The sequence below is a fragment of the Ensifer sp. genome, assembly GCF_035999185.1.
In the GTDB taxonomy this organism is placed as follows: Bacteria; Pseudomonadota; Alphaproteobacteria; order Rhizobiales; family Rhizobiaceae; genus Ensifer.
The window spans coordinates 14150-38154 of record NZ_DASYHB010000195.1 but is presented as its reverse complement, the minus strand read 5'-3'; the positions used below and the strand labels follow the sequence as shown (position 1 = coordinate 38154).

Here is a 24005-nt window from a genome sequence, read left to right as displayed (position 1 = left end):
CATCATGGGGGCGATGGTTGCCAAGCGTTCGGGTGCGCGCAAGGTGGTCATCACCGACATCAACCCGACGCGGCTGGCGCTCGCCAAGAGCGTCGGCATCGACCATGTCGTCGATGCGTCGAAGGAGAACCTTGCCGACGTGATGAAGGCGATCGGCATGACCGAGGGGTTTGACGTCGGGCTGGAGATGTCGGGTGCCGCCCCTGCCTTCCGCGACATGATCGACAAGATGAACAATGGCGGCAAGATCGCCATCCTCGGCATTGCGCCGGCAGGCTTCGAGATCGACTGGAACAAGGTGATCTTCAAGATGCTCAACCTGAAGGGCATCTACGGCCGCGAGATGTTCGAGACCTGGTACAAGATGATCGCCTTCGTACAGGGCGGCCTTGACCTTTCCCCCGTCATCACCCACCGCATCGGCATCGACGAGTTCCGCGACGGCTTCGAGGCCATGCGCTCCGGCAATTCCGGCAAGGTGGTCATGGACTGGTGAGGCGGCGCGCCACCGCGAAATGAAGAAAATTGTCTTTTGTCACTAGAACTGAGAATGCGTTTTATGCACTATTGATTATCTACCATGCAAGGAGCGCATGATAATCTATGGAAGTTCGCGACCTCGAGGCCTTTCTCGCAGTCATGTCGACGGGCAGCATCACCGGCGCTGCCCGCCTGCTCGACCGTTCCCAGTCACAGGTGACGCGCCTCATTCAGGATCTGGAGACGTCGCTCGGTTTTGCGTTGTTTGAGCGCAATGGCCCGAGGATCGCCCCGACCGACAAGGGGATCGCCTTCCATGACGATGCGGAGCGGTTTGTCAGCGGCATCGGGCACCTGCGCAACCGGGCCAAGGCGATCGCCGGCAAGGAACCCGAGCCGATCGAGATCGCCGCGACGCCGGCCTTTGCCAGCGGCATCATCCCTATCGCCCTTGCCGAATTGCCCGACCATCTGCTGCCGCACACGATCAATCTGCGCAGCATGCCCGCAGAGGCGGCGGTGCAGTCGGTGTTCGCCCGCACGGCGGATTTCTGCGTGACATCGCTGCCGGCCGATCAGCCAGGCCTGGAGGTGCAGGGCTTCTTCGAGGGGCGCTGCGTGGCCGCCGTGGCGTCGCACGATCCACTGGCCGCGAAGGACGTAATCTCGATCTCCGATCTTGCCGGGCGCACGCTTGTAACCATGTCCAATCCGTTTCGGCTGCGCCACAGCGTCGATGAAGCGCTCGAAGCGGCGGGCGTGCGACCCACTCGGATCATTGCCACCAACGCGGCCAACAACGCGGTGCAGGTCGCATCGCTCGGCCTGGGCGTGGCGATTATCGAACCGGCGACCGCCTACGGCCTGCAATCGGCGCCGATCGTAGTTCGGCCGCTCGACGTCGAGATCCCCTTCCTCTGGGCGATCCTGTCGGCCGCCTCCCGCCCGCTCTCGGCGGGGGTCCGGGAACTCATCCAACGCATTTCGCGGATCGCGTCGGAGCGGATGCCGGACCTGACTGTCCACGATCCCAAGCAGATGGCGCGCATCGCCGAAAGGAGCCTTGCCGGCAGGACCGCCGGCATTGGTGCGCCACCGGACAACCCGGCGGCGAAATAAAGGGGAGCAAAAGCTCTAAACGCTCAAACGAAAATCGAGCCTGCCAAAATGAGGAGAACGAGATGAACAATTTTGACGTAACCCGCCGATCGGCCATGAAGCTGCTGGCAACCGGGGCCGGCGTGCTCGCAGCGCCTTCGATCATCCGCCCGGCCTTCGCCCAGAGCAAGGTCGTCAACATCACGACCTATGACAAGTTCGTACCGCAGTCCTTCATCGACCAGTTCCAGAAGGATACCGGCATCGAAGTGCGCATCCGCCTGACCGACGACCAGGGCAAGCAGTACAACCTGTTGACCGCCGAAGGAGCTGCACCCTCCACCGACATCGTGACCGTGACCGGCCACCGCCTCTCTCAGTTCATGAAATCGAACCTGCTCTCGTCGCTCGACACCGCGCGGCTGAAGAACTGGGACAAGCTTGCCGCCGCCTATAGGGGCGCGCCGCAGCTGACCGTCGACGGCAAGACCTTCGGCGTTCCCTTGCTTGCCGGCTTCGAGGGTCTCGTGCGCAACACCGAATACGCCAAGGCCTCCGATAGCTGGGCGATCATGTTCGATGACGAAAACAAGAACCTGACGTCCTACATCGTCAGCGACTTCCTCTCGATCGTCATGCGCTACCAGGGCAATGACGGTGATTACGTGACCTATGGCGACAAGCCCGATGTCGCGCAGGCCGCAACGAACCAGGCTCGCGATTTCCTCATCCAGCACAAGGACAAGGTTCGCAAATACTACGATGCCGGCTCCGAGCTGCAGCAGATGCTCGTGAACGAGGACATCTATCTGGCGCAGGCCTGGTCCGGGCCGGCCGCCAAGCTGATCATGGACGGCCACCCGATCGAGATCTCGGTGCCGAAGGAAGGGACGTTCGGCTTCCTCTATTCCTTCAACATCGTCAACAACGCGCCGAATGCGGACGCCGCCTACACCTTCCTCGACGCCATGCTGTCGTCACCGGAAATCGGTGCGGCGATGACACGCCAGTCCGGTTTCTCCTCGGCCTTCGACGGTGTCGACAAGGTGCTCGACGACAAGGAGCGCGCCGCCCTGTCGCTGCCGCCGGAACAGGTCGAACGCATCCAGTTCTTCAGTTCGGTCAACCGCGACATGAAGAACGACATGATCGACAAGGCCGCCGCCGAAATCAAATCAGCCTGACGGCTGCAATCTCGGCGATCGGCTTTGGCCGATCGCCCATCAAAAATGGACTCTTCCAGAGCCGGGAACAAAGAGAATGCTGGACAGGACAACGCAACCGCAATCCGCCGGTTTGCCGACGGTGCCGCGCTATGCCGGATGGATCGGCAGGGCGGCCAGCTCGGGACTGTATCGCCATACGATCGAGCTTCTCGTCGATAGCCGGCGCGTGCGTCTCGCCGTGCTTGCCGGCGTGCCGCTTATCTGGATCGCCATGCTGCATATCGGGCCGATCCTGCAGATGGCCAATATCAGCCTTCTCGCCAACTATCCGCCGCAACCGGACAAGAGCAGCGAGTACACGTTGGCGAACTACGGACTGTTCTTCTCCGACCGGCTTTATTTCGTGCCCTTCGTCCGCAGCCTGATCTTTGCTGCGGTGGTGACGATCTCGACGCTGGTGATCGTCTATCCGGTTGCCTACTACGTCGCAAAGGTGGTCAAGCCGAAGAACCGCATGCGGGCCTTGTTGCTGTTGCTCATTCCCTTCTGGGCCGGCGAACTGATCCGCACCTTCTCGGTCATCATGCTGCTTGCCAATCGCGGGGCGCTGAACGTGCTTCTGCGCGAGTTCGGCTTCATCGACCGGCCGATCCCGATGCTCTACACCTTCTTCTCGCTGAGCTTCGGCGTCATCTACCTCTTGGCGCTCTACATGCTGCTGCCGCTTTATTCGGCGATCGAGAAAATCCCGACGCCGTTGATCCAGGCGGCAGCCGATCTCGGTGCCGGACCCTTCCAGAGGTTCCGCAGGGTCATCCTGCCGCTCTCCAAGGACGGCATCGTGTCGGGTTGCAGCCTCGTCTATCTGACGTCCGTCGGCGTCTTTGCCGCCCCGCTGCTTCTTGGCGGCCCGAATGCGGTCATCTTTCCCGAGGTCATCGCGACGCTGTTCCACGGATCGAACGACAAATGGCCGGAGGGCGCCGCCTTCTCGATGATCATGCTGGCGGTGTCGTTGACGACCGTCGGACTGTTCATGCGGGTCGTCGGCGGCCGCTCGGTCCGGCTGATGTGAGGGCGGAATGATGCGAACCTATTTCAACGATCTTCCCAAAACCGCACTTGGCGCATCCTATTGGCTCTTTGCCGTCTATCTGGCGTTGCCGCTGACGCTGATGGTGGCGATGAGCTTCAAGGATGCGAACTTCATCGCCTTCCCAATCGGCAACTGGACGCTGTCCTGGTACGGCAAGGTGGTCCAGGACAAGCAGTTCCTCGAAGCCTCGCTCTATTCGATCGGCATTGCACTTGCGACCACCGTCTCGGCGACGATCATCGGCGTCTGGATCGCACTGCTCGTTTCTGCAGAAAATATCTGGGGCAAGGCGGTCATCTTTGCACTCGCTTGCCTGCCCGCCGTGGTTCCAGGACTGATCAACGCGATCTCGATGCGCATCTTCATCCGCGCCGTGGACATTCCGACCGGAACCTTTGCGATCGTGCTGGCACATACGGTTCATGCCGTCCCGTTCGTGGTCATCATGGTCTTGACCCGGCTGCGTTCGATGCCGGCCAATCTGGTGGATGCGGCGCGCGATCTCGGCGCCGATCCCTTCGTCGCCTTCCTGCGCGTCACCATCCCGTATCTGATGCCGGCGCTCTTCGGCGGGATGATCTTCTGCGTGCTGACCAGCATCGACGACTTCGTGCGCACCTTCTTCCTCGGCGGCTACCAGCCGACCTTGCCCATGCTCATCTTCGCCAAGGTGCAAGGGGGCATGTCGCCGGAGATCAACGCCATGGCGACCATCGTGCTCGTCGTCACCACCGCCATCGGCATCTATGCCGAACATCATACCCGCCGTAGCAGGAGCTGACGCCAATGCAGCCTGTCGTCCATTTCAAGAACATCAACAAATCCTATGGGGCGCTGACCGCCGTCGATGATCTCGACCTTTCGATCGCGCCCGGCCAGTTCGTCACGCTGCTCGGCCCTTCCGGCTGCGGCAAGTCGACGACGCTGCGTATGCTCGGTGGCTTCGACAGCCCGACTTCGGGGGAGATCTACCTCGAGGGCAAGCCGATTTCGCACCTGCCGCCCAACAAACGCAACGTCAACATCGTCTTTCAGGACTATGCGCTGTTTCCGCATCTGACGGTCGGCCGCAACATCGCCTTCGGCCTGGAACTGAAGGGCATGGAGAGCGCCGCGATCCATCGGCGGGTCACGGAGCTTCTCTCGCTCGTCGCGCTTGAGGATCATGCCGATCGCATGCCCGCGCAGCTTTCCGGAGGGCAGCGCCAGCGCGTTGCCCTGATGCGGGCGCTGGCGCCCGATCCGAACGTGCTCTTGCTCGACGAGCCGCTTTCGGCACTCGATGCCAAGCTGCGCCAGCAGATGCAGATCGAGCTCAAGTCGATCCAGCAGAAGACTGGCAAGACCTTCATCTTCGTCACCCATGACCAGGAGGAGGCGCTGACCATGTCCGACGTCATCGTGGTGATGAACAAGGGCAGGATCGAGCAGATGGGCGGCCCCGACGAACTCTATGCCCGGCCTCGCAACCGTTTCGTCGCGAATTTTATCGGCCAGAGCAATTTTCTCGAGGGCACCGTTGCCGCTGTATCCGATGGAATTGCCGCCATCAATTGGCGCGGCAACTTGGTGCACGCGGACGTCAACGGAGCGGCACCCGCAGCCGGCAACAATGTCACCTTGGCCCTGCGTCCGGAGGCGCTTTACTGCGTGTCGCGCAGGCCCGAGGGGCGCCCCTCGCTCAACGGCCGCATCACAGAACGCGTCTTCAAGGGTGCGCACACCGCGCTCACCGTCACGCTCGATGACGGCAGCACACTTGCGGTGCAGATCGACCCGGTGGCGCTTTCACATATCGAAGGGGACGACGTCTGGGTGGGGTGGCGCGAACGCGATGCCGTCCTGTTGGCGAACTGAAGAGGAGACCGGGGATGAGCACAAGTCAACAGCAGGAGCGGCTTGCGAAGCTGAATGCGCAGGTAAAGCAGGATCTCAGCTATCTCAACTATCCGCCGGAAAACTGGTCGAAACCCGTCAGGACAGCGGCGGGCGACGCGGTCAGCGACGTGGTGGTGATTGGCGGCGGCATGTGTGGGCTCGTCGCATGGCATGCGCTCACACGCGCTGGCATCGCCAATCTGCGGATCGTCGATCGCGCGCCGAAGGGTTTTGAAGGGCCCTGGGTTACCTATGCGCGGATGGAAACCCTGCGCTCGCCGAAAATCCTTCTTGGCCCGGCGCTCGGGGTTGCCTCACTCAGCTTTCGCGCCTGGTTCACGGCACTGAACGGCGAGGCGGAATGGAAGGAACTCTTCCGGATCCCGCGGCCAATGTGGATGGACTATCTGCGCTGGTATCGCGACGTCATGGACATTCCGGTCGAGAACGACACAAACGTCACCCGTGTTGTGCCGCGCGCCGACGGGCTTCTGGAGCTCGAAATAGCCGGCGGGGCAAAGCCTGCGATCATCACCCGGAAACTGGTGATGGCGACAGGCCGCGACGGGCTCGGTGAGCCGACCATTCCCGCTTTCGTCAGGGGCATGGAGCGGCACACGTCCTGGGCGCACTCGGCCGATGACATCGACTTCGATCGGCTAAAGGGCAAGCGCGTCGTCGTCATCGGTGTCGGCGCGTCGGCGGTCGACAATGCGGCGGAGGCACTTGAGCAGGGGGCAGGGGAGGTTCGCCTTCTTGCCCGGCGCAAGGAGATGCCGACAGTCAACAAACTGATGGGGATCGGCTCTTATGGCGTCACCGCAGGTTTCGCGGAAATCTCACCGGAGTGGCGCTGGCGATTGATGGATTATGCGGCCAAGCAGCAGACGCCGGCGCCGCATAACTCAACCCTTCGGGTCAGTCGACATCCGAACGCTTCCTTCCACTTCGACTGCGGCATCCGGTCGATGAAGGAAGACGGCGGCGAGGTCGTCATCACCACCACCAGCGGCCGCATCTTCCGCACCGATTTCGTCATCCTTGGTACCGGCTTCTCCATCGATCCGCTGAGCCGCGGCGAGCTTGCGCCGCATCAGGACAAAATTGCCTGCTGGGAGGACCGCTATGATCCGCCGGCAGGGGAGGAGAATCCCGGGCTTGGGCGCTTCCCCTGGCTGAAGGGCGACTTCTCCTTCACCGAAAAGGAGGCGGGAACGGCGCCCTGGCTGAACGACATCCATTGCTTCAACTACGGTGCTTCCGTCAGTGTCGGCAAGGTCAGCGGTGACATCCCGGCCATCAGTGAGGGCGCCCTCTGGCTGGCGCGCGGCATCGCTTCTTCCCTGTTCATTCGTGATGTCGATTATCACTGGGAGGCGCTGCTGGCCTACGAGAAGCCTGAACTCGACGGGACCGAATGGGTGGACGCCGACGCCAGTGAGCCGGCGCAGAAGACCGCCTGAACCTCTCGCACTTGCAGACGACTGGAAAACCAATGACTGTTCCATCGACAAACGACGTGATCGACACCGTTCTCGGGCTCGAGCGCTTCCCCGACCTTGAGGCACTGCGCGAACAGCGGGCGAAGCTGAAGCACCTGAGCGAGACCAGCTACCAGGCAGCCCTCCGTCCCGCAGAGCCACGCAACTTCTCCTATGCGCTGCGCGCTGCGCTTGCGGCCCGCATGGCCACGCTCTGGAAATCGCAGGAGCTTTCCGCGCACTTCCGCACCCTGCTCGAAAGAGAGGAGGGGGGATCCGGTCTTGCGGCGATCGTCGATCCGGGGAGCCGACCCGAGGGGTCAGATGCGCGGCTTGCGGCGATCCTTGTCCATGTCGACCTGGTCACGCTTTCGCCCAAAGACGCGACGCGCGCCAACATCGAAAAGCTCGCCGCCGCAGGCCTTGACGATCGCGACATCGTCACGCTCGCCGGCCTCATCGCCTTCGTGAACTATCAGGTCCTGGTGGTGGCCGGCCTCAAGATGCTGAGGGATAACTGACATGGCGCAACCCGTTCACGAATTCACCATCGAACCGCTCGACTGGAAACCTTACGTCAAGCCGGTCGACGTCAATACTGCAACGCCCGATCAACTCGACGCGCTGAAGATCACGCCATCGAACAAGAAGATCTCGGACTATGTCCTGGTACTCGCCAACGACCCGGAAACCTTGAAAGAACGCACGCCGCTGTTCAACGACATCATGTACAGCGAAGGCGGACTTTCCCGGGGTGGGAGAGAGATCGGAGCGCTCGCCGCCTCCTTCGTCAACCGCTGCATCTATTGCGCTTCGGTCCATGCGGCGCGCTACATCCAGCTCGAAAAGCGTCCGGAGGTGGTGGACGAAATTTATGGCAGCGGCCTTGATGCGAACCTACCGGATTTCGAGCAGGCCCTGTTCAATTTCGGCGTCGACCTGACGGCCCATCCCGACAATGTCGGCGCCTACCAGTTCTATCATTTGCGCGAGATCGGGCTCGACGACCTGCAAATCCTCGATCTCATCCATGCGGTCGCGATTTTCGGTTGGGCCAATCGGCTGATGCATACGCTCGGCGAACCGCACCGGCTGGACTGAGTGGAACACGCGTCTGGCGCCTTGCGCGCCTGGCGATAAACTTGGGTTGCTTCGCTGTTGATATGCGATCATACAACCTTTGATGGATGAGTTGGAAAAACGGGCTGCGAGCGCGCCGATGAAAGACGAGTTCGCCCGGCAGTCCTTCGAGAGCATGCCTCTTGCGGAGATCGTGAAAGGCCTCGGCTTCCCTCCCGACGTGCAACCCATGTTCGTCGGTGTCGGACAGAACAACCGCGTCTACGATGTCGGCGGCGAAATCCTGCGCATTCCGCTGCATGCGGAGGCCGAGCGCGCCCTTGAACGCGAAGCTCGGGTGCTTGCGGCGCTGGGTCCGTTGCTTTCAACCGATGTGCCGCGGCTGAAGCTTCGGCGCATCGGAACCCGTTGTTCTCGCTTCATCGTCGACTTCCGGGACAAGCACTAACGACGCTGGCTGAACTGGACGAGGACGAGCAACGTGCGCTGGCAACGGATCTCGGTGATTTCTTATGCGTCTTGCACGCCGTCCCCGTTGCCTTGCTGCCCGAGCGCACGACAGCTCCGCCTTCGACGGACTGGCACGACCTGCTCGTGCGCTGCGAGACACTGGCCTTTCCTTTAATTGCTCCGAATGCCGTCCCCCAGCTGCGTCAGGCTTTCCGCGACTTCCTGAACGTCTGCGACAGGCTTCCGCGCTTAATCGTTCACGGGGATTTCGGCACGGGCAACATCCTCGTGCACGAAGGCCGCCTCACCGGCGTGATCGATTTTTCCGGCTGCGAAGTCGGCGACCCGGCCTATGACTACGCGAGCCTTGCCGCCGGTCTTGGAGACGTCTTTGTCGACACGATCCTGCATCGCCTTCAATCCGACCAGGGGATCCGCAGGCGCATGAGTTTTTATCGGCTCACCTTCCCCTTGCTCGATATCCTGCACGGTCTGGAACACGATGACCACGATGCCCTGCGGGCAGGCGTCGAGGCGTTCGCAGATTGATTGAAATCGACCGAATGCATGCACGGACGATACGGCCCCGCCAACCAGCCATCTTTCATCCGATCCCGCCGGCGACAAACATCTGCGGATGTGTGAATATGCGCATGACAAGCCCAACGATATCGGGCCCGCAGGAGCAGTCACTGCTGTGGATCGAAAGCTTGCAGCCATCCTTTCGGCCGATGTTGCCGGCTTCAGCCGCCTTGCGGCGCTGGACGAGGAGGGGACCGTTCGTGCGCTTGATCTCTGCCGTGGGGTGATTGCCGAATTGGTCAGCGTGCATGGCGGCCGCATCTTCGGCAGCGCAGGCGACGGCTTTGTCGCCGAGTTCCCAAGTGCGGTTCAGGCCGTCCGGTGCTCCGTTGAAATCCAGCGCCGTCTGTTGAACCTCCCGGATCAGCCCCCATCCGATCGCCGCCTGGAGTTCCGCATCGGCATCAATCTCGGCGATGTCGTTGTATCCGGGGGCGATCTTCTCGGCGACGGCGTCAACATCGCGGCGCGGGTGCAGGCGTTCGCCGCTCCGGCAGGCATCTGCATTTCCGCAGCGGTTCGCGATCATCTCGACGGCAAGGTGCCGTTTGCGCTCATCAGCCTCGGCGAGCAGAACTTGAAGAACATCCCCCGGCCAATCTCCGTCTATCGGGTCGATTGGCAGAACGACGCGCCGGTCGAAGGCGCGATGGTGCCCGTGCCACCAGTTGCGGCCCGCCGTGGCAAGGACCAGCCGTCGATCGTGGTCATGCCCTTCGACAACCTCAGCGGTCACGGCGACGAGTATTTCGTGGACGGTGTTGTCGAGGAGATCACCGCCGCGCTGTCGCGCGTTCGGGATTTCTTTGTCATCGCGCGACAATCCGCATTCACCTACAAGGGGCGCTTCGCCGACGTGCGCGAGGTCGGCAGGGAACTCGGCGTCAATTATGTGGTCGAAGGCACTGTTCGCCGGGGCGGCGACCGGTTGCGCATCTCCGTGCAACTGGTCGACGCGGAGACAAGGACCCAGTTCTGGTCCGATCGCTACGAGGGCGCGATAGAGGATGTTTTCGAGTTCCAGGACCGCATTGCGGCGCAGGTAGCGGGGGCCATTCATCCCGCCATTCGCGATGCCGAGATCGAGCTTTCCAAGCGCAAGCCGCCCGCCAGTCTCAGGGCCTACGATCTCGTCATGCGCGCCTACCCGAACCTTTGGGGTCGGCGAAGAGAAACCAACAGCCAGGCGATCGAACAGCTTGGCCAGGCGATCGCCGCCGATCCGGGCTACGGCCGCGCGCACGCGCTTTTGGCGTGGTGCCACGCCGCAAACGCCTCCTACCTCTGGAGCGAACAGCCGGAGCATGAGTTGGAAAAGGCGTGCGCAGCGGTCGAGGCTGCGGGGTTGATCAGCGATGATCCAACCGCGCTGACGGCTGCGGGCGCGGCCATGAGCATCTGCGGCGACCAGGAACGCGCCACCATCTTTCTCGAAAAGGCGCTGACGCTTGATCCCAACAATGCCTGGGCGTGGGCGCGCCTGGGCTGGCTCGCAATCTACAAGGACGAAGCCGCGCGCGCGACGGAACGTTTTCAACGTGCGATGACGCTCAGCCCAAGAGATCCGCTGGCATTCAACATGAGGTTGGGCATGGCCTTTTCCCTGGCCATGGGCGGCGCTCTTTCGCAGGCCATTGCAATCGCCCATGACGTCGTCAACACCTATCCTGACGTGACCTGGACCTATCGCCACCTCGCCGCCTGGTCGGCGATGAGCGGCGATCTTCAGACCGCCCGTTGGGCTGCGCGAAAATTGTTGGCAGGCGAACCCGGCTTCACCATCGAAAGGTATCGAGCCTTGCCCTGGTTCAGGAACATATCGCAGTGGGAGGATCAGATGGCCGCGGGTTTGCGGCAGGCAGGATTGCCGGAACGCTGACCCTTCTTGAAGTCACGATGCTCTAGCCTGGAAAAGGCAAGCCATAGCGCTCCCGTATGGTTTTTTCCGCATAGCGACGACGATAGACACCGCGATCCTGAAGGATCGGAACTACCTTTGCGACGAATTCTTCTATGTCGTCGGGTGCTCGTGGCGGCTGGAGCGTATAGCCGTCGACTGTGCCGTCGGACCACAGGTCGATGAGGCCATCTGCCACCTCTTCCGGTGTGCCGAGCAGCAGGCGGTGGTGCCCCTCCGAGCGCCGCACGGCCTGCCGTGCCGTCAGCCTCTCGTGCGTCAGCAGATCGGAAAGGCCAAGGCCCATCCCGACGGCCTGCAGACGGTTCGGATCCGGGATGAAGCGTTCGGCGTCGAGCACCGCGTCCGGATCGAAGCCATCGGGATCAATGCCGTTCTCCCTGGCGAAGCGCGCAAGCAGTCCGTCTTCCGAACCGGTGCCGCTGAAGAGCTCGTGCTTGCGCAATGCTTCTTCCTTCGTCTCGCCGAGGATCACCACCAACCCGGGCACGATCCGGATGCCCTTCGGGTCGCGACCAAGGGCAGTGGCGCGGTCCCTGACCTTTTTGCCAAAGGCCTTTCCGGCGGCGCGGGAGAGGATGTTGCAATAGATGATCTCGCCATGGCGGGCGGCGAGTTCGATGCCGCCTTCGGACGCACCTGCCTGCGCGATCACCGGGTGGCCCTGCGGGCCGCGCGGCACGTTCAGTGGTCCCCTGACAGTGAAATGATCGCCCTCATGGTCGATGGCGTGGGCGGCGTTGGCGTCCCAGAACCGGTCTTGCGAAACGTCCCCTTCGCGGGCCGGATCCCAGCTCGCCCAGAGCTTCTTGGCGACGTCGAGAAATTCGGACGCCTTGGCGTAACGCTCGTTGCGCGGCGGCAGCGGCGCCGAGCCGAAGTTGGCAGCTACGTTCGGATTGAACGACGAGACAATGTTGATGATCAGCCGGCCGCCGGAAACGATGTCTGTCGATTGGGTGCGGCGGGCAAGGTTGTAGGGCGAATTGTAGGTCGAAGACATCGTGGCGACGAAGCCGATGTCGGGTACCTGTGCCGCAAGTGCCGTACAGAGGATCAGCGGGTCGATGGTATGGAACGGCCGAGTGTCGGGATCCGTCATCAGGGCCGGATGGTCGGAAAAGAACACCGCGTCGAACAGGCCCCTATGGGCGAGTTCGGTCAGGCGACGATAGTAGTCGGGATCGTAGATGTCGTGACGGTTGCCGCTGCGGTATCTCCAGGCCGCCGGCAGATAGCCCGTGGTGTTGATGCCGACGTTGAGATTGAGCGTGCGGGACATGGGGATATCTGTCCTTCAATAGGCCGCGGTGAAGCGGCGGCGGATGAACCGCCCCTTGTCGAATTCATCGAGTATCGCGATGGCGAAATCGGCTTCGGAGATCTGGCTGTCGCCGGCTTCGTCGCGCAGCAGAGCATCTTCGCCCAGTCTGAAGCGGCCGGTTCTCTCCCCGGCCTTGATGGATAGGGGCGGGGACACATAGGTCCAGTCGAGGTCGTGCTCGCCGCGTTTGAGGCTGCGCAGGATCTCGCGGTTGCGCAGCGTATGGGCCTTGTGTTCGGCGGGATAGAAATCGCTATCGACCACGTCGACGCCCGGGCTTGCCTCAAGGCTTCCGACCCCGCCGACGATGATGATGCGGCGGACTCCGCCGCGCTTGACGCCTTCGAAAAGCGAGGCATGCGCCTTCTCGATGAGCACTGCGGCATCTTCGGCCGAATGGCGGCGCAGGCCGGGACTATAGGCGCTGATGACCGCGTCGTGGCCGGCGACGATCTTTGCCACCTGTTCCGGATCGGCGATGTCCGCCTTCAGGACCGTCAGGTGTTCGGCGGGTTCAAGCGGGCTAGCGCGCGTCACGGCCGTCACGCGATGACCGCGCGACAAGGCCTCCTTGCGGATGTTGCTGCCGATGTTTCCGGAAGCACCGAAGACGACGATGGACATGATCAATCTTTCCTAAGCTAGAGGGCAGGTATGGCTTTCAGCGGTCGATTGGCGCCGACATTGCGCTGCATGGCTGAAAGCGAGGACCGCACGGCCTCGTAGCCGTGGTCGCGCATGACGTTTTCGTAGTCGTTCACGGCGGCGAGCAGCGGTTTGCTGTGGCGCCGTGCGGCCACAAGCTCGCAAACGAGCAATCCGGCATCGTAAAGCGCCGTGTTGCCGCCAAGTGCGCGGAAATAGGTCATGGCGTGGATGGCGTCGCCGAGCAGCGTCACCGGCCCGCTTTGCCATACTGCACCGGGCGTGGAGCTCCTGACCTTGAGGAAGGCGACCGTCGACGGGTCGCTGTGGCGGATGAGCTTCAGGATACGCTCGTCCCAGTGACCGATGCGCTGAAGGAGGGTTTCGAGGAGTGCCGCACCGTCGCGCGTTTCAAGCACCTCGTCCGGCCCGAGTTCATCCGTATCGTAGGCCGTGTTCCACCAAGTGTAGCTGGTGGAGTTGTTGAAATGGAAGCCGGTGATGCCGGCATGTCCTGGGTCCTCGCCGCCGATGAGGTCATGACGTGCGCAGGCGGATGGATCGACCCTGTGGCTGGTGATCATCAGTCCACGTCCGTCGCGTGGACGAATGTTGGTATTGAACTCGGTGAGAAGCGGCGAGATACCGTGCCGTGCCGCGGCGTCGAGGGTGATCTTGCCGGCAAGACGCCGCACGCCCGTGTCGATGCTCTTGAGATCAGGCAGCAACTGGCGACGGATTGCAGACCCCGCGCCATCGGCGCCGATCAGCAGATTGGCGTGTACGGCCGAGCCGTCGGAAAAGTGCGCAATCACCGTCCCGTCCGCAAGCGGCTCGTAGCGCTCGAAGCGCTTGCCGGTATGGAACGCGCCGTCGAGCCCGGACAGAAGGATCTGCCTGAGCGTGATCCGGCTGACCGACTTTTCGATATGGGTGTCTTCGGGCTCACGGTCTGCCTGTCCGGCATCATCCAGACGGTTGAACCGTTCGTCGAGGATCAGGTTTTCGGTTGGAGCAAGGCCGAGCGTGTCGAGAAATGTCTGGTAAAGATGCGGCGGCAGGTTTGCCTTAAGCGCGTCGAGACCCCGTTGCCGGATGCGCATGCGAAAACCCTGCACATAGTCCGACCGGACCGGATCCCGCTCGAAGACGGCGGTTTCGATGCCGTTCTTCTTCAGGCCTTGCGCCAGTGCGAGGCCGCCCGGCCCGCCACCGATAATGGCAACATCGACGAATGGGATGGTCATGGCTGATACTCGGGGATTGCTGCTGTGGCGACTTGCTCGAGGATGAAGTCTGCGACGCTGCGGGGCGACCGGCCGAGCAGGCTCTGAACGACATCGGTCGTTGTCGCGGCGCGGCCGCTCGCAATCAGCCTTACGAACTGCGCAACGGCGCGATGCTCGAAGTCGCCATCTCCAGGGACAGTCTGGGGCGGCTTCTCAAGGGTCGCAACCGGCCGTTTCAACGCGGACGCCAGCAGCGCGGCAATCTGCCGAAACGAGACGATGTCCGGGCCGGTGAGGTTGAGCGTGCGGCCCCGAACTCGGTCGGCAAGAAGCTGGTCTACGGCGACATCGGCGATGTCGCGCGCGTCGATATAGCCAATGCCGGCGTCGAGGTTGGCGGCGACGACCTGACCGTTCGTGATCGCCAGCCTGATGGTGTTGGCGAGCGAGACCTGCATCCAGGCGTTGGGCCGAAGCGAAACCGTTTCGGTCGGCAACTCAGTGAGGTAGCGCTCCACGGCAGCGTGTGCCGCACCGGAGATCGAGTTGCCCGCCGGTTCGATCGTCCAGTCGGAGCCCGAGATCTTGACGATGCGGGCGACGTCCGCTGCGACAGCCGCGTCGGCGACGGCGATCTGATCTGTGACGAGCCTGGCACTGATCGGCGACAGAAGGAGAAGCCGTCCAACCCCTTGAACAGCCGCGTCGAGTGCGCGTCGATCGCCGAAATCGCCTGGAGCGATCTGCACGGCCCCACCAAATAGCGCACCTGCTGCATCGGGCCGCCGGGTAAAGACGCGAACGGGCTGCCCGCGGGCGAGCAGTCGCTCGACGATGAGCCGGCCGAGCTTGCCCGTGGCGCCGGTCACGAGGATCGGTCGGTTGCTCATGCAGCTGTCCGCCGCAAAGCGGCTTCAAGCGGCCGCTCGTCGATCCAGCCGAAGATGTCGAAATCTTGAGGAATGAAGTCCCAATCGAGAAGGAAGCGCTTGAAGTGGTCGAAGGCGGCGATCTGGCCCTGGTCCAGTGTCAGCGCGAGATGGCGAGCTACGTCCGGTCCGTTCGCCGCCCAGACCGCATCCTCGCCGACGCCGATCTCGTTGGCGATGAAGCGAACGGCCGTATCCGGGTTGGAAGCCGCCCAGTCGCCAACGCCCGCAACTGTCACGACAAGATCGACGACAAGGTCGAAGTGCTCGTCAAGAAAGCGGGCGTCGACCGTCAGCGGTCTTGGCGTGCCGTTGTTGATGCGGATCTTCGCGTCCGGGTGGAAACCGAATTCCGACACCACGACGGCGCCGATCTGGTTGGCGAGCACGATGCCTTCCGCGCCCTTGACGAAAAAGGCGTCGATCCTGCCTGACGCGAGCGCCAGCAACTCGTCGCCGTAGGGGTAGCGGCGCTTCAGGCCTAGGAAGGCGGCGTTGCCGCGCTCGATCAGGTTGCCCTCGTCGGTATCGAGATAGACGAGATCAACATCGCCGTGATCGAGGCCATCGAGCGAAAGCGCTGAAACGATGCCCTTCAACGCGGTGGCGCGCTGAAAATCGACCACATCGGATTTGGGCTTGCGCGGCACGCCGATCCGGCGCCCTTTCAGGTCTTTGGCGACCGCGATCCCCGAGCCGGGAAGCGCGATGATCGCCTGAAATTCGTCCGTCGTGGTGATGCCGACGACCCGCGTTTCACGCCCGCCGGACCGCGCCCAGATTGGCGGAATATTGCCTCCCTGCCGGAACGAATAATCCAGCGCATGGGTAAAGTGGCTCTGGCGGACCGACGGATCCTTGCTGTCGCGGATCGAGCGGACGGTAACGCCGGCGCTCTGAAACTGCTTGTCGACCCAGCCGAGCTGATGGGCGATCGACAAGGGGGTCGGGGCGGGGCAGCGGGTGTACCAGACGGAAGAGAGGGAAGACATAACGGAATTCCTAGCGGCCGCCGACGACGGCAAGACGGGGTTGCTGGGGAGGCCGAACGGGAACCGGCTCGAGCGCGACGGCAGGGGTGGCTGCGTGCCGGCTGAACGCGGCCTTGGCGAGCATTGTCCGGATGAGGTTGTTTTGCGGCGCGTGCGCCTTGCCGGAAAGTGCGTCGCGATGGTGGCGCTCCAGCGGATTGTCGCGGCTGATGCCGGGGTTGCCGCCCAGTTCCAGGGCCAGCGTGGTCACCGCGATCGCATTGGCGATCACCGTGTGCTTGACCGCGGCGGCATCGGCGCCGAAAGCGCGTCCGCTGTCAAAATCCTCTGCAATCGAGCGCAGGAGCCTGCGATTGACCGTCAGCAGTACCTCGATTTCGCCGAGGCCGTCCTGGATGCGGGGCACGGTCGAGAGCGGTGCGCCGAGGCTTGCGGGTGCCCGCGTGGTGGTAAACTCGATCAGCCAGTCGCGTGCGCCGCGGGCAGCACCGTCGTAGATCGCCGGGACGAGGGAAAAGTACCAGGCGCCCATGCGTTCGTCGCGCTTCAGGCCTTCGCTTGCAGGTGCGAAATCGAGAACATCTTCCAGCGGGATCGCGACATCGTCGAGGATCAGGTCGTCGCTGTTGGTTGCCCGCATGCCCGTCGCGTTCCACGTCCTTTCAACACGGATGCCATCGGCCGACGTAGGCACCAGGAAAGAGCCCAGGCGTGGCTCCGGCTCGTCGGTGACCGCCAGCACTGACACCCAGCGCAGCAGCGGGATGCCGGTCGCATAGGTCTTGTGGCCGGTGATGCGCCACTGATCGCCAACGCGCCGGGCAACGGTTTCCGGCAACGACCCATGTGATGGCGAACCGACGCGCGGTTCCACCTGCGCGGCATTGATCAGCGCCACGCCCTCGCGATTGGCTCTGGTCACGCGCTCTATCAAATGCTGCGGCCACTTGCCTGACGTGCGCACCGAGTAGTGCTGGTTATAGTGCATCGAAAGGACGAGGGCGGTCGAGGGCTCCCCGCGGGCAATGGCCGAGACGACGGCCAGCGCCTCCGTCAATCCGCCGCCGAGACCGCCATGCTCGGGCGCTGTCACCAGGCCAAGCAATCCTGCCTCGTGGAGCGCATCGAAATTGGCGAATGGGAATTCGCCGGTTTCATCGTAGTGGCGTGCTGTCAGGCCAAAGCGTCTTCCAAGCTCTTCAGCCTTCGCGATCACCGCTTCGAAATGGGTGGGATTCGTCATCGGCTTCTCTCGTTCAGGCGACAGCGCGGGTTTCGAGCTCGGCCCAGGGACGACGGTCGACCCAGGTGTCGATCTCGAAGTTATTCGCCAGGAACCCCCACTCATGCAGGAAGTCCTTGTAGTGGCCGATCGCCTCGACCAGGTCCGGATCAAGACCGATACCGAGATGTTTGTGCAGATCCGGGCCGTTGGCCGCAGCGACAACCTCTTCCGATGCGCCGACCTCGCGCGCGACGAAGCGGCGTACCTCGTCCGGATGCTCCTCGGCCCAGGCGCCAGCCTGCTTCAACGTCGCGATCAGCTTGGCGACGAGATCGGGGCGATCTTCCGCGAGCCGCTCGTCGACGGTTAGCACCCGCGGCGAGCCGGAATTGATGCGGATCTTCGGGTCCGGGTGGAAACCGAATTCCGCGACCGTGTGGGCTGCAAAGAGGTTGGCAACGGCGATGCCGGGCGTGCCCTTGACGTAAATGGCGTCCACCTCACCACGCAGGAGTGCCGCGACTTCCGGACCGTAGGCCTGGCGATTTCTGAGGCCGTAGAGTTGCGGTCCTTCTCTGCCATCGAGCACGCTTTCGGTAAGCTGGATGTCGACGATTTCGACGTCGGAAGGAGCGAGCCCTTCGAGTGACAGGGCGGACACGAGACCTTTCAACGCAGTGGCAGCCATGAAATCGACAATACCCGGCGGGCGTCGCGCGATGCCGAAGCGCCGGCCGACGAGGTCGCGCGTCGTTTTGATCCTGCTGCCGGGCAACGTGATGATCGCCTGGAATTCATCGGTCCAGGTAATGCCGACCAGACGCGTCGGATTGCCCTCCGAGCGGGCGCGGATCGGCGGAACATTGCCGCCATGACGAAACGAATAGTCGAGATGGTGATCGAAGTGGCTGGACCGGATGGAGCGATCCTTGCTGTCGATAATCGAATTCAGCGTGATGCCTTCAGTGGCAAATGCCTTGTCGAGCAGCCCAAGCTGGGTCGCAAGACCCACGGGCGTCGGCACAGGACAGCGGGTGTACCAGATTTGTGAGATGGCATTTTTGCGTGTCACGGGTTTCTCCGCTGTCTTTGAAGGGATGGGCCGGGAAGCGTTTTTCTTCCGAACGCCGTTGCGTAGTCTGTCATTGCGAAAATTGCGGTGATGTTGGACTTCTGTTCCAGATATGGCCGTTAAAATGAGAAAAGTGGGAACGTAGTTCCTAAATCGTAGTGATCGTGAGTTGAAATTACCAAAACAGATTTGACAAAGCCTATGTATTTAGTCAACAATAAAATTGATCGGCGGTGAAAGACCATGCCGAGGTGAAGGTTCGCTGTTGGCGGACAGCCAAACGGAGAGGCGACATCGATGCCGGCGCTGGTGAGAATTGGGCGAACGCTTCGACGAACGCTGTTGCAGGCAGTTCCGACCATCCTCGGAATAGTGATCCTGAACTTCTTCCTCCTGCAGCTGGCTCCCGGCGACGCAGCCGATGTCCTGGCCGGTGAGGCGGGGTCCGCGACCGAAGAAAGTGTCGCTGCGCTGCGGGCTCGGTTCGGCCTCGACAGTCCGGTACTCGAACAGTTGGCGACCTATCTCGGCAATCTCGCGCAGTTCAGCCTCGGCTTTTCGCCGCGTTACGGCATGCCGGTTGCCGATCTGATCGCCCAGCGTCTGCCTGGAACACTGACGCTGATGGCGGTTGCCCTCCTCATTGCCATCCTGCTCGGGGTCGTTCTCGGGTCGCTGATGGCCACGTTTGCCGGGCGCATCCCCGATCGGCTGCTGTCGGTGTTCTCGCTGCTCTTTTACTCGATCCCGAGTTTCTGGATCGGCCTGATGCTGATCGTGCTCTTCTCGGTCAAGCTCGGCTGGCTGCCGAGCGGCGGTGCAGGCACAATCGGCTCGCAGCTGAAAGGGCTCCCGTTGTTGCTCGACAAGGCCCGCTATATGGTGCTGCCGGCAACCTCGCTCGCGCTCTTCTACGTCGCGATCTACGCGCGGCTGACACGCGCCGCCATGCTCGAAGTCAAGAACCAGGACTTCGTTCGCACCGCCTATGCCAAGGGTCTGACGCCGTTCGGGGTGACCGCGAGGCACATCCTGCGCAACGCATTGATCCCGATTACCACCATGGCCGGCATGCATATCGGCGGCATGCTCGGCGGCGCCGTGGTGGTGGAAACGGTCTATAGCTGGCCCGGTCTCGGCAGACTTGCCTTCGAGGCGGTGATGGGCCGGGATTTCACCGTGCTCCTCGGCATCCTGCTTTTGTCCTCTCTTCTCGTCATCATCGCCAATGCCGCAGTGGACCTTGTTCACGCCTGGCTCGACCCTCGAATTGGAGCCCGCTGATGTCCGCCGATTTCGGAGCCTATCCGGCTGTCACCGGCGGCGCTTATGCCGCACCCGCCACGAACGAGCAGGCGACTGCGCCGGAGCGGCCGGCCTGGTCCAATGTGAAGGCGCCAGATGCGCGGTCCCAGCAATCCGCGGCGGTCGCGATCACCAATGGGCGCAGAGCCCTCGGTGTCTTTCTCGCCAACCCCAATGCATTGTTCGGGACGGCATTCCTCGCACTCGTGATCGGTGTCGCGCTGCTGGCGCCGGTGCTATATCCCGACGACCCGTTGTCCATGGTCGGAAAACCTTTTCTCTGGCCGGGCCAGGACCCGGCTTTCCCGCTCGGCACGGATTCGCTCGGACGCGACGTGCTTGCCGGTATCCTGCACGGCTCGCGCATTTCCCTGTTCGTGGGGTTGATGGCAACCGCGCTCGGTCTCACCTTCGGCGTGATCGTCGGCGCGATTGCCGGCTATTTCGGCGGCTGGGTCGATGATCTCCTGGTGCGGCTCGTCGAGATCTTCCAGACGCTTCCGAGCTTCGTCCTTCTGGTCGTACTCGTCGCCATCGTCCAGCCCTCGGCGACAACGGTGACGCTTGCGATCGCCGTTATCTCCTGGCCGACGGTGGCAAGGCTGACGAGAGCCGAGTTTCGCGCGATCCGCGAGAAGGATTTCGTCATGGCCGCTCGCAGTCTCGGCTACGGCCATTCGCGGATCATCTTTCGCGAGATCCTGCCGAACGCGCTGCCGCCGATCATCGTCACCTCATCGGTCATGGTCGCAACCGCCATCTTGATGGAATCGGCACTCTCCTTCATGGGCCTCGGCGACCCGAACGTGGTGAGCTGGGGATCGATGATCGGCACAGGCCGCGAACTGGTCAGAACCGCCTGGTACCTGACAGCCCTTCCGGGCCTCGCGATCGTGTTCACGGTGCTTGCTCTCAATCTCATCGGTGACGGATTGAACGACGCGCTCAATCCCCGCTTCTCTGGGGATCGTTGACGATGGCGCCGTTGCTTCAGGTCGAGAACCTCACCATCGGCTTTCCGCGCGCCGAACCGGTCCGTAACCTGTCGTTTGAGGTCAGTGCAGGCGAGACGCTGGCGATCGTCGGCGAATCCGGCTCAGGCAAATCGCTGACGGCGCTCGCCCTGATGCAGCTGCTGCCGCGCGCAGCACGGGTCACCAGCGGCCGCATCGTCTTCGACGACCACAATCTTCTGGGCCTCGATGCGCGCGAGATGCGGCAGCTGCGCGGGCGCGACATCGCCATGATCTTTCAAGAGCCGATGACGAGCCTCAATCCTGTCATGTCGATCGGCCGGCAGATCGGCGAAGTGCTGAAGGTGCACGAAAAGCTCTCGGGCCGGGCGGCGCGCGAACGGACGATCGAGCTGTTGAAGCTCGTGCGTATTCCTGCCGCCGAAAAGCGGGTCGACGACTATCCGCACCAATTGTCGGGCGGCATGCGCCAGCGGGTGATGATCGCCATGGCCGTTGCTTGCCGGCCGAAACTCTTGATCGCCGACGAGCCGACGACCGCGCTCGACGTGACGATCCAGGCGCAGGTGCTCGACCTGCTCGATACGCTCAGGCGTGAGCTGAAAATGGCGGTGGTGCTGATCACGCACGACCTCGGTGTCGTCGCGCAATGGGCCGACAAGGTTGTCGTCATGTATGCCGGTCAAAAGGTCGAGCAGGCGCTGCCCGGCGATCTCTTCAACGATCCCTTGCATCCCTATACGCGCGGGCTTCTGTCTGCCTCGCCGCGACTGAAGAACGACTTTCACTATCTGAGCGGTCCTTTGACCGAAATCCCGGGATCGATCGTCTCGGCGGCAGGCGAGGCGGGTTGTCCCTTCAAGCCACGCTGTCGCGAGGCGCGCGCGAGCTGTGGCCATCAGGTGCCGCCGTTGATTGCGCGAACGCCGGACCGCCTCGTCGCCTGCCCGTTCACTTCGTCCCTCAAGGCCGTTCCCGATGCCGCTCATCTCAGCCACTGATCTCAAGACCCATTACAAGACCCGCGACGGCCTCCTGCGCTCGGTCGATGGCGTCGATCTCGTGGTGGAGCGCGGCGAGACCGTCGGGCTTGTCGGCGAAAGTGGTTGCGGCAAGTCGACCCTCGGCAAGACGCTTCTGCGCCTCGTCGATCCGACGGCGGGGCGGATCGAGTTCAAGGGCGAGGACATCACGGTTCTCGACCAGGGGAGGCTCAGAAACGTCCGAAAATCGATCCAGATGATCTTCCAGGATCCGTTCGCCTCGCTCAACCCGCGCCACACGATCGGTGAAATTCTCGAAGCGCCGCTGATCGTGCACAAGGCCGGCAGCAGGACGGAGCGCCGGCGCACGGTCGCCAGCATCATCGCCAAGGTCGGGCTGCCCGCCGATGCCATCAATCGCTACCCGCACGAATTCTCAGGCGGGCAGCGGCAGAGGATCGGTATTGCCCGCGCCCTGCTGCTCAATCCGGATCTGATCGTGTGCGACGAGCCCGTTTCGGCGCTTGACCTGTCGATCCAGGCCCAGATCCTGAACCTCCTGGTGGAAATGAAGAAGGAGTTCGGCCTCTCCTACCTCTTCATCAGCCACGACCTTTCGGTGGTGCGTTACTTCTGCGACCGGGTTCTGGTCATGTATCTCGGCCGTATCGTCGAAAGCGCCGACAACGAGACGCTCTGGTCCGACCCACGCCATCCCTACACGCGCGCTTTGATGGCGGCCGTGCCCGATCCTTCGCGACCGAGGCAGGCGGCTCCTCTCGGCGGCGACCTGCCGAGCCCGAGCAACATTCCATCGGGCTGTCGATTTCACACACGCTGTCCGCTGGCGACCGAGATCTGCCGCGTCACCGAACCCGAATTCCGCGCCATCAAGCCCGGCCACCAGGTGGCCTGTCATGTCGCGGACCACATCAACTGAAATGGAGAACTTGAATGGTTGAGTATCGCTATCTCGGGCGCAGCGCCCTCAAAGTGTCGCCGCTGACACTCGGGTCAATGATGTTCGGCAACCAGACGCCCGACGACGTCGCCTTCCGCATCATCGACAAGGCGCGCGAACAGGGCATCAATTTCATCGACACGGCTGACGTCTACCACGACGGCAAGTCGGAAGAGGTGGTCGGGCGCGGCATCAAGGCGCATCGCGACCACTGGGTGGTGGCAACGAAGTTCGTCAATTCGCGTGCGAAGGGGCCGAACCTCGGCGGCTATTCGCGCAAGTGGGTCTATCAGACGGTCGAGAACTCGCTGCGCAATCTCGGCACTGATTATATCGACATCCTCTATTTCCACCGCGCCGTTTTCGATGCGCCGCTCGAAGAGCCGGTCAGGGCGATCGCCGACCTGATCAAGGCCGGCAAGCTGCGCTATTTCGGCGTCTCGAACTTCCGCGGATGGCGCATTGCGGAAGTCGCACACCTCGCCGACCAGCTCGGGATCGATCGGCCGATCGCCAGCCAGCCGCTCTATAATATCGTCAACCGCACCGCCGAGGCTGAGCAGCTGCCGGCAGCTGCCGCCTACGGGCTGGGTGCCGTGTCCTACAGCCCGCTCGCGCGCGGGGTCCTCACGGGCAAGTACAATCCCGGCGAGGCTCCTGCCGCCGATACCCGCGCAGGGCGTGGCGACAAGCGCATGCATGACGTGGAGTTCCGCGAGGAATCGATCGCAATCGCCAAGCAGATTGCCGCCCACGCTCAGGCCAAGGGCATCGCAGCCGCCGATTTTGCGCTCGCCTGGGTGCTCAACAACCGGCTGATCACCTCGACCATCGCAGGTCCCCGCACGGAAGAACATTGGGATAGCTACATCCGCGCACTCGACGTCAAGCTCGATGCCGAAGATGAGGCACTGGTCGATCGCCTGGTCGCGCCCGGCCATCCGTCGACGCCGGGCTTCACCGATCCGGGCCATCCGCTCGAGGGTCGCGAACCACGTTTTGGAGCGGCGGAGGCCGAGATCATTCCGTTGGCCCGTTCGCAGCGCGTCGCCTGACCGGTTTCCGCCGGCATCTGGCACACGGCAGTCGAAAGGCAGGGAGCCCCGGATTATCGACCCGGGGCTTTTTCTTTCATCC

The 24005-nt window shown here is 62.7% G+C and carries 24 protein-coding genes; 17 read left to right on the top strand and 7 right to left on the bottom strand.

What is annotated here, in order from left to right:
* The 12 genes from VGO04_RS26325 to VGO04_RS26270 form a co-directional block, all read left to right on the top strand.
* The coding region (locus VGO04_RS26325; protein ID WP_327498909.1) for a zinc-binding dehydrogenase at window positions 1-496 on the top strand (496 nt) is incomplete at its 5' end.
* A 107-nt stretch (window positions 497-603) separates the two neighbouring features.
* Complete coding sequence (locus VGO04_RS26320; RefSeq protein ID WP_327498908.1) at window positions 604-1599, top strand: LysR family transcriptional regulator; 996 nt, start codon at window positions 604-606, stop codon at window positions 1597-1599.
* A 62-nt stretch (window positions 1600-1661) separates the two neighbouring features.
* Complete coding sequence (locus VGO04_RS26315) at window positions 1662-2762, top strand: extracellular solute-binding protein (RefSeq protein ID WP_327498907.1); 1101 nt, start codon at window positions 1662-1664, stop codon at window positions 2760-2762.
* Window positions 2763-2838: 76 nt separating this feature from the next.
* Window positions 2839-3819 (top strand): ABC transporter permease, encoded by a 981-nt coding sequence (locus VGO04_RS26310; protein WP_327498906.1) that lies wholly within the window; start codon window positions 2839-2841, stop codon window positions 3817-3819.
* 10 nt (window positions 3820-3829) lie between these two features.
* Complete coding sequence (locus tag VGO04_RS26305) at window positions 3830-4621, top strand: ABC transporter permease (protein WP_327498911.1); 792 nt, start codon at window positions 3830-3832, stop codon at window positions 4619-4621.
* Window positions 4622-4626: 5 nt separating this feature from the next.
* Window positions 4627-5697 (top strand): ABC transporter ATP-binding protein, encoded by a 1071-nt coding sequence (locus VGO04_RS26300; RefSeq protein ID WP_327498905.1) that lies wholly within the window; start codon window positions 4627-4629, stop codon window positions 5695-5697.
* Window positions 5698-5711: 14 nt separating this feature from the next.
* Complete coding sequence (locus VGO04_RS26295; protein WP_327498904.1) at window positions 5712-7181, top strand: NAD(P)/FAD-dependent oxidoreductase; 1470 nt, start codon at window positions 5712-5714, stop codon at window positions 7179-7181.
* Window positions 7182-7213: 32 nt separating this feature from the next.
* Window positions 7214-7720, top strand: coding sequence for a CMD domain protein (locus VGO04_RS26290; RefSeq protein WP_327498903.1), 507 nt, complete (start codon window positions 7214-7216; stop codon window positions 7718-7720).
* 1 nt (window position 7721) lies between these two features.
* Window positions 7722-8300 (top strand): peroxidase-related enzyme, encoded by a 579-nt coding sequence (locus VGO04_RS26285; protein ID WP_327498902.1) that lies wholly within the window; start codon window positions 7722-7724, stop codon window positions 8298-8300.
* Window positions 8301-8418: 118 nt separating this feature from the next.
* Window positions 8419-8727, top strand: coding sequence for a hypothetical protein (locus VGO04_RS26280; RefSeq protein ID WP_327498901.1), 309 nt, complete (start codon window positions 8419-8421; stop codon window positions 8725-8727).
* Entirely contained in the window at window positions 8688-9278 is a 591-nt protein-coding gene (locus VGO04_RS26275) for a phosphotransferase family protein (protein WP_327498900.1), read from the top strand. Before VGO04_RS26280 ends, VGO04_RS26275 begins: the two co-directional genes overlap by 40 nt.
* Before the next feature lie 88 nt (window positions 9279-9366).
* Window positions 9367-11190, top strand: coding sequence for an adenylate/guanylate cyclase domain-containing protein (locus VGO04_RS26270; protein WP_327498899.1), 1824 nt, complete (start codon window positions 9367-9369; stop codon window positions 11188-11190).
* A gap of 22 nt (window positions 11191-11212) precedes the next feature.
* On the opposite strand, the gene VGO04_RS26265 is transcribed toward VGO04_RS26270, so the two are convergent.
* The 7 genes from VGO04_RS26265 to VGO04_RS26235 are packed head-to-tail and all read right to left on the bottom strand — an operon-like array spanning window position 11213 to window position 18645.
* The gene (locus tag VGO04_RS26265) at window positions 11213-12511 is read right to left on the bottom strand and encodes an NtaA/DmoA family FMN-dependent monooxygenase (RefSeq protein WP_327498898.1); all 1299 of its coding nucleotides are present in this window, start codon (window positions 12509-12511) and stop codon (window positions 11213-11215) included.
* A gap of 15 nt (window positions 12512-12526) precedes the next feature.
* Complete coding sequence (locus tag VGO04_RS26260) at window positions 12527-13177, bottom strand: NAD(P)-dependent oxidoreductase (RefSeq protein ID WP_327498897.1); 651 nt, start codon at window positions 13175-13177, stop codon at window positions 12527-12529.
* A gap of 17 nt (window positions 13178-13194) precedes the next feature.
* Window positions 13195-14445, bottom strand: a complete 1251-nt coding sequence (locus VGO04_RS26255) for an NAD(P)/FAD-dependent oxidoreductase (RefSeq protein WP_327498896.1) — start codon at window positions 14443-14445, stop codon at window positions 13195-13197.
* Complete coding sequence (locus tag VGO04_RS26250) at window positions 14442-15317, bottom strand: NAD(P)H-binding protein (protein ID WP_327498895.1); 876 nt, start codon at window positions 15315-15317, stop codon at window positions 14442-14444. The genes VGO04_RS26255 and VGO04_RS26250 overlap by 4 nt, the downstream gene beginning before the upstream one ends.
* A complete protein-coding gene (locus VGO04_RS26245; protein ID WP_327498894.1) occupies window positions 15314-16348 on the bottom strand; it encodes an ABC transporter substrate-binding protein in 1035 nt (344 codons plus the stop codon). Before VGO04_RS26245 ends, VGO04_RS26250 begins: the two co-directional genes overlap by 4 nt.
* Window positions 16349-16358: 10 nt before the next feature.
* Window positions 16359-17591 (bottom strand): acyl-CoA dehydrogenase family protein, encoded by a 1233-nt coding sequence (locus tag VGO04_RS26240; RefSeq protein ID WP_327498893.1) that lies wholly within the window; start codon window positions 17589-17591, stop codon window positions 16359-16361.
* 13 nt (window positions 17592-17604) lie between these two features.
* Window positions 17605-18645, bottom strand: coding sequence for an ABC transporter substrate-binding protein (locus tag VGO04_RS26235; protein WP_327498892.1), 1041 nt, complete (start codon window positions 18643-18645; stop codon window positions 17605-17607).
* A gap of 297 nt (window positions 18646-18942) precedes the next feature.
* Between VGO04_RS26235 and VGO04_RS26230 the strand changes: the two genes are divergently transcribed.
* Genes VGO04_RS26230 through VGO04_RS26210 form a run of 5 tightly spaced genes read left to right on the top strand, consistent with a single transcriptional unit; the run spans window position 18943 to window position 23923 of the window.
* The gene (locus tag VGO04_RS26230) at window positions 18943-19929 is read left to right on the top strand and encodes an ABC transporter permease (RefSeq protein WP_327498891.1); all 987 of its coding nucleotides are present in this window, start codon (window positions 18943-18945) and stop codon (window positions 19927-19929) included.
* A complete protein-coding gene (locus VGO04_RS26225) occupies window positions 19926-20924 on the top strand; it encodes an ABC transporter permease (RefSeq protein ID WP_327498910.1) in 999 nt (332 codons plus the stop codon). The genes VGO04_RS26230 and VGO04_RS26225 overlap by 4 nt, the downstream gene beginning before the upstream one ends.
* 2 nt (window positions 20925-20926) lie before the next feature.
* Window positions 20927-21925 (top strand): ABC transporter ATP-binding protein, encoded by a 999-nt coding sequence (locus tag VGO04_RS26220; protein WP_327498890.1) that lies wholly within the window; start codon window positions 20927-20929, stop codon window positions 21923-21925.
* Window positions 21903-22847, top strand: a complete 945-nt coding sequence (locus VGO04_RS26215) for an oligopeptide/dipeptide ABC transporter ATP-binding protein (protein ID WP_327498889.1) — start codon at window positions 21903-21905, stop codon at window positions 22845-22847. The genes VGO04_RS26220 and VGO04_RS26215 overlap by 23 nt, the downstream gene beginning before the upstream one ends.
* Before the next feature lie 14 nt (window positions 22848-22861).
* On the top strand, window positions 22862-23923 hold the full coding sequence (locus VGO04_RS26210; protein WP_327498888.1) for an aldo/keto reductase: 1062 nt from the start codon (window positions 22862-22864) through the stop codon (window positions 23921-23923).
* The last annotated feature ends 82 nt before the right edge of the window (window positions 23924-24005 follow it).